The 5,865-nt window shown below is 71.6% G+C and carries 4 protein-coding genes; 2 read left to right on the forward strand and 2 right to left on the reverse strand.

Features of this window, described 5'->3' with window-relative positions:
• Nucleotides 1-871, forward strand: an 871-nt coding sequence (locus tag PSH25_RS28820; protein ID WP_238662027.1) for a sugar phosphate isomerase/epimerase family protein, incomplete at its 5' end; no start/stop codon positions are given.
• Between the two features lie 23 nt (nucleotides 872-894).
• Nucleotides 895-2,994: a PQQ-dependent sugar dehydrogenase gene (locus PSH25_RS28825; protein ID WP_238662028.1), complete on the forward strand. Its 2,100-nt coding sequence runs from the start codon at nucleotides 895-897 to the stop codon at nucleotides 2,992-2,994.
• 181 nt (nucleotides 2,995-3,175) lie between these two features.
• On the opposite strand, the gene PSH25_RS28830 is transcribed toward PSH25_RS28825, so the two are convergent.
• Both PSH25_RS28830 and PSH25_RS28835 read right to left on the reverse strand, forming a co-directional pair.
• The gene (locus tag PSH25_RS28830) at nucleotides 3,176-4,855 is read right to left on the reverse strand and encodes a right-handed parallel beta-helix repeat-containing protein (RefSeq protein ID WP_238662030.1); all 1,680 of its coding nucleotides are present in this window, start codon (nucleotides 4,853-4,855) and stop codon (nucleotides 3,176-3,178) included.
• 213 nt (nucleotides 4,856-5,068) lie between these two features.
• Nucleotides 5,069-5,865: dihydrolipoamide acetyltransferase family protein (locus PSH25_RS28835; RefSeq protein ID WP_238662029.1), on the reverse strand; the 797-nt coding region annotated here is incomplete at its 5' end.

Genomic DNA, 5,865 nt, shown 5'->3' on the forward strand with positions numbered 1-5,865 from the left:
CGTCGGCGCCGCCGGTCTGCTCGGCGGCCCGGCCGTCGCCGCGCCCGCCGCGTCCACCGGGCAGGCCCAGGGCCGACGTCGGGTGCCGGTGGACCGGATCAGCATTCAGCTCTACACGCTGCGTGACCAGCTCGCCGCCGACCTGCCCGGCACGCTGGACGCGCTGCGCCGAATCGGCTACCGGCGAGTGGAGCACGCCGGTTTCGTCGGACGCACCGCCGCACAGTTCCGGGCCGCGCTCGACGAGGCCGGGCTGCGTTCCACCTCCGGGCACGTCGGCATCCCGCAGCCGTTCGACGCGGCCACCTGGGAGCAGGCCCTCGCCGACGCCAACGTGGTGGGCTGCAAGAAGATCGTCCACCCGTACTTCGGCCGGGACGCGAGTGGTCAGCCGATTCGGGATCCCGCCGTCTACCGGGCCCTGGCCCGGGACCTGAACCGCGCCGGTCGGCTCGCCGAACGTGCAGGGCTCGACTTCGGCTACCACAACCACCAGCTCGAGTTCGTGCCGCTGACCGACGGCTCGACCGGGTTCGACATTCTCAGCTCGCAGACCGATTCCCGGCTGGTCCACTTCGAGCTCGACCTCTACTGGACCTGGCGGGGCGCCCACGACCCGGTCGACGTGATCCGGGCCAACCGGGGCCGAATCCGCCAGGTGCACGTCAAGGACCTCGACGTCGAGGGTGGTTTCGCCGACCTCGGCGACGGTGTCATCGACTTCGGCCGCATCTTCGCCCACGAGCGGGAGGCCGGCATCGAGGAGTACATCGTGGAGCGTGACGACGCGGGCACCCCGCCGCGCTCCCCCGCCGACGCCCTGGACACCGCTCGCGTCGGCTTCGACTATCTCGCTTCACTTCGGTACTGAAAACACCCCGGGGGACACACCTGATGAGAAGGACCGCATTCGCGTCCGCTCTGCTGCTGGTGACGGCCGGTCTGGCCGTACCACCGTCGGCAGCGGCCGCAGCGCCGGCCGCGCCGCCGGACAGCAGCTTCCAGAAAGTGACACTGAACGACTTCCCGGGCGAGCCGATGAGCCTCGCCGTCCTGCCCGACCTGCGGGTGCTGCACACCTCCCGTACCGGTGAGGTCCGCATCCACGACCCGCGCACCGGGCTGAACACCCTCGCCGCCGACATCCCGGTGTACGAGCACGACGAGGAGGGGTTGCAGGGGGTCGCCATCGACCCCAACTTCGCCCAGAACAAGTGGGTGTACCTCTACTACTCGCCGCCGATGGACACGCCGGTCGACGACCCGGCGACCCCCGGCGTCAACGAGGGGGACGCGCCGGAGACCGGCACCGAGGCGGACTGGCAGCGGTTCAAGGGCGCGCTGCGGCTGTCCCGGTTCAAGCTGGACGGGATGAGGCTGAACCTCGCCAGCGAGCAGCAGATCATCGACGTGCCGACCGACCGGGGCATCTGCTGCCACGTCGGCGGCCAGATCGACTTCGACAGCAAGGGCAACCTGTACCTGTCGACCGGTGACGACACCAACCCGTTCGCCTCCGACGGTTACATCCCGATCGACGAGCGGGCCGACCGCCACCCGGCGTACGACGCCCAGCGCACCTCGGCCAACACGAACGACCTGCGCGGCAAGCTGCTGCGGATCAAGGTGAAGGCCGGTGGTGGTTACACGGTGCCGGCCGGCAACCTGTTCAAGCCCGGCACGGCGCAGACCCGCCCGGAGATCTACGCGATGGGGCTGCGCAACGCGTTCCGGTTCGCCGTCGACAGGCGTACCGACGACGTGTACCTGGGCGACTACTCCCCGGACGCCTCCAACCCGAACCCGGAGCGCGGGCCGGCCGGGCACGGTCGGTGGATGCGCATCGACAAGCCGGCGAACTACGGCTGGCCGTACTGTGTGACGCCGACGATCGCCTACCGCGACTACGACTTCGCCACCGGCGAGTCCGGCGCCAAGTTCAACTGCAAGCGCCCGGTCAACGACTCGCCGCACAACACCGGCAAGCGGCAGCTGCCGCCGGTCGAGCAGCCGGAGGTCTGGTACCCCTCGGCGGCGTCGGGTGAGTTCCCGCAGTTGGGCACCGGCGGCATCGGCCCGATGGGTGGTCCGGCGTACGAGTACGACGGGACCAGCACGTCGCGTACCCGCTGGCCGGCGTACTACGACGGGGTGCCGCTGTTCTACGAGTGGACCCGCGACTACATCAAGGAGTTCCGCCTCGACGAGGACGGCGACGTGGCGGACATCCGCCCGGTGGTGCCGTCGCTGGTGGTGGACAACCCGATGGACATGGAGTTCGGCCCGGACGGTGCGCTCTACGTGCTGGAGTACGGCGACGGTTACTTCGCCGAGAACCCCGACGCGCAGCTGTCCCGGATCGACTTCGTCCGGGGCAACCGGACCCCGATCCCGAAGATCAGCGGCACCCCGACCGTCGGGCAGGCCCCGCTGACCGTCGCGTTCTCCAGCGCCGGCACGACCGACCCGGACGGTGACAAGCTGACCTACGCGTGGGACTTCAACGCGGACGGCTCGGTGGACAGCACCGCTCCGAACGCGAGCTGGACGTTCCCGGAGAACGGCTCGTACACGCCGACGCTGAAGGTGACCGACCGCACCGGACGGTCCGCCTCGGCCTCCCTGCCGCTGGTGGTCGGGCCGACCGCGCCGATCGTCGAGTTCGTCGCCCCGGTGACCGGGCAGCCGTTCCAGTTCGGTCAGACGGTCGCGTACGAGGTGAAGGTCACCGACGACCTGCCGGTGGACTGCTCCCGGGTGAAGGTCACCTACGTGCTCGGGCACGATGAGCACGGGCACCCGCTCTCCACCTCGACGGGTTGCTCCGGCACCATCCCCACCTTCGTGGACGGTGGGCACAGCGGCGCGGACAACCTGACCGCGGTGTTCGTCGCGGAGTACACCGACGCGCCGACCGACCCGGGCACGCCGCCGCAGTCGGCCTCGGCCACGGTCGTGCTGGACCCGACCCCGGTTGCCGGCCTGGCCGGCTGATCAGCTCAACCGAGACAGCGGCGGCGGTCGGATCACTCCGGCCGCCGCCGCACGTCGTTACCCCTTCGACCGCCGCCGCCGGGCGGGAGCCACCCGGGCGGGAGCCGCCACCGAGGTACGCGCCGCCGCCGCACGTCGTCCAGCTCCGCGGGTCTCGCCGGGGCTACCGGCGGGTGGCCGCTCAGCTCCAGTCGCTGTCGACGTGGTTGTCCCGCCACCGTCCGCCCACCGGCGGGGTGTCCAGCCGCATCCCCTCGTCGGCGTTGCCGGCCAGGTCGTTGTCCTCGACCCGGCAGTCCACGCAACTGCCCCGCCCGGTGATCCACAGGCCGTGCGTCTGGGTCTGGTTGTCGTGGTTGTCCCAGATCCGGTTGCCCCGGATGGTGGCCGAGTCGAAGTGCGCGTCGATGGTGATACCGGCCCGCAGTTGCGGTGCGGCGGCCAGTTCGTACCCGCATCCCGGCGGTGGCACGTCCCCGCTCCATGCGGTGAACGCGTCCGGGCGGACCGGGGCGAGGGTGAGTTCGTCGCCGGTGTTGGAGGCCACCATGGCAACGGCCTTCCCGACCCGCAGGACCTTGCCCCGGTGCCCGTCGTGCGGCCAGTTGGCGGACCGGTCCACCAGGCACCGCTCGCTGTAGCGGACGGCGTCGCCGGCATTCCCGGTGCCCTTGCCGTACTGCCGCCCGTTGTTGCGGATCCGGTTGTTGAGCAGCACCGCGTCGGTCATCTGGTGGTCGATCCGGATCGCGTCGAGGCCGTTGCCCCAGAACTCGTTGCTCTCGATCACCACGTCCCGGATCGAGCCCCGGTAGCCGCGCCCGAGGTCGTGCGCGTGATAGCCGTGCCGGCCGTTGCCGCTGATCCGGTTGCCCCGGACGGTGTACGGGCCGGGGCTGTTGCCGATGCTGACCCCGTCGCACATGTTGCCGTCGATGACGCAGTCGGTGAGCAACCCGCCTCTACCGGCCACGGACGAGGTGCCCTGCGCCGACACGTCGAACCCGGTCTCCAGGTTGCCGGTCATCGTGCAGGCGGAGACGATCAGGCCGTCGGCGCCCCAGTCGGAGATGCCGAAGCGGTTGCCCTGGCTGTGGCAGCCGATGATGCGGTAGCCGCGCGGCGACACCCAGTAGTCCTTCTGCAGCTCCAGGAAGATGCCGTTGGTGCCGTTGGCCAGGGCGGTGCAGTTGGCGATGGTCAGCCGCTCCACCGCTCCCCAGCCGCCGATGCCGATCCCGATCCCGGCGCCGCCCATCTGCTCGCCGTTGTCCAGTCGGCCACAGCCGACCACCACCACGCCGTCGATCAGGGAGTCCTGGAGGAAGTCGCAGCCCAGCCCGGTGGCCGCGGTGTGGTGGATGTAGAGGTTACGGAAGACGCCCCGCACCACGTACTGCAGGCCGAGGCCCTTGGCCAGGTAGTTGTACTCGGCCATGGCGACGCCGGAGCCGTCGATCTGGAAGTCGGCGAAGGTGCAGTCGGCGATGTGCCGGTCCCGGTCGGCGCCGTGCTGCACGGTGGTCCAGAAGGCCAACGGGGTCGGGTCGGCCCGGTTGCCCTCGTTGCTGAGCATGAACCGGGTGGCGGCCGGGCCGGCCCCGATCAGCGACACCCCGCTGCGCCACACCGTGCCCGCGTCCCGGATCGAGTAGATGCCCGGCGGGCAGTAGATGACCCGGGCCCGCCCGTCCGAGGCGTACCCGGCGCCGAGGCGGTCCACGAGTGCGGCCAGCGCCGGCTGGTCGTTGGTCGCGCCGTCACCGGTCAGCCCGTACTCCAGCGCGTCGCAGTACAGCGGCGCGCCGGCCGAGGCGGGCCGTCGTACCCGGACCGAGTTCAGTAGCAGCTCGTTCGCCACGGCCACAGGCCGGCTCCCTTCGACGCCTTCGGTGCGCTTCGGCGGGGCCGACTTCCCGATCACGCCGCCGGGAAACCCCGGCCGGTCCCGTGCGCGGGGAACCCCGAGCCGATGACAGCGCCGGGAACGCCGACCCGATGACAGCGCCGGAGGCGGCCCGGACGTGCGCCGGCCCCGGCGCCGCACGGGCAGCGCCGGGGCCGGGGGTACGCGTCAGACGGCGGCGATCAGCAGCGCCGGGCGCTCCACGCAGTCGGCGACGTGCCGCAGGAAGCCACCGGCCACCCCGCCGTCGCAGACCCGGTGGTCGAAGGTGAGGCTGAGCTGGGTCACCTTGCGGATGGCGAGTTGCCCGTCGACCACCCACGGCTTGTCCACGATCCGCCCGACCCCGAGCAGAGCCGCCTCGGGGTGGTTGATGATCGGTGTGGAGCCGTCGACGCCGAACACCCCGTAGTTGTTCAGCGTGAAGGTGCCGCCGGTCAGCCGGGCCGGGGGCAGGCTCCCGGCTCGCGCGGCGGCGGTGGTCGCCGCCAGTTCGGCGGCCAGTTCGGCGGTGGTGAGCCGCTGGGCGTCGCGCAGCACCGGCACCAGCAGACCCCGGTCGGTCTGCGCGGCGATGCCGAGGTGCACCCCGGCGGACTGGACGATGCGCTGCGCCTCGGTGTCGACCCGGGCGTTGAGCTGCGGGAACCGGCGCAGTCCGCTGAGGCAGATCCGGGCCAGCAGGGCCAGGATGCTCACCGGCGCGTCGGGCGTCGCCGCGTTGATCGCGGCACGGGTCTCCAGCAGCCCGGTGGCGTCCACGTCGACCCAGATGGTCACCTCCGGGATCTCCCGCCGGCTGCGGGAGAGCTTGTCGGCGATCACCTTGCGGACACCGGTGAGCGGGACGATCACGTCGCCGTCCCCGACCGGGGCCGACCCGACCTGCGGGTCCGGCACGGCGGCGAGCCGGGCGGCGGGCGCGGTCAGCGCGGCCTCCACGTCGGCGCGGCGGAGCACGCCTC

The sequence above is a fragment of the Micromonospora foliorum genome, from assembly GCF_022229015.1.
Taxonomy (GTDB): Bacteria; Actinomycetota; Actinomycetes; order Mycobacteriales; family Micromonosporaceae; genus Micromonospora; species Micromonospora foliorum.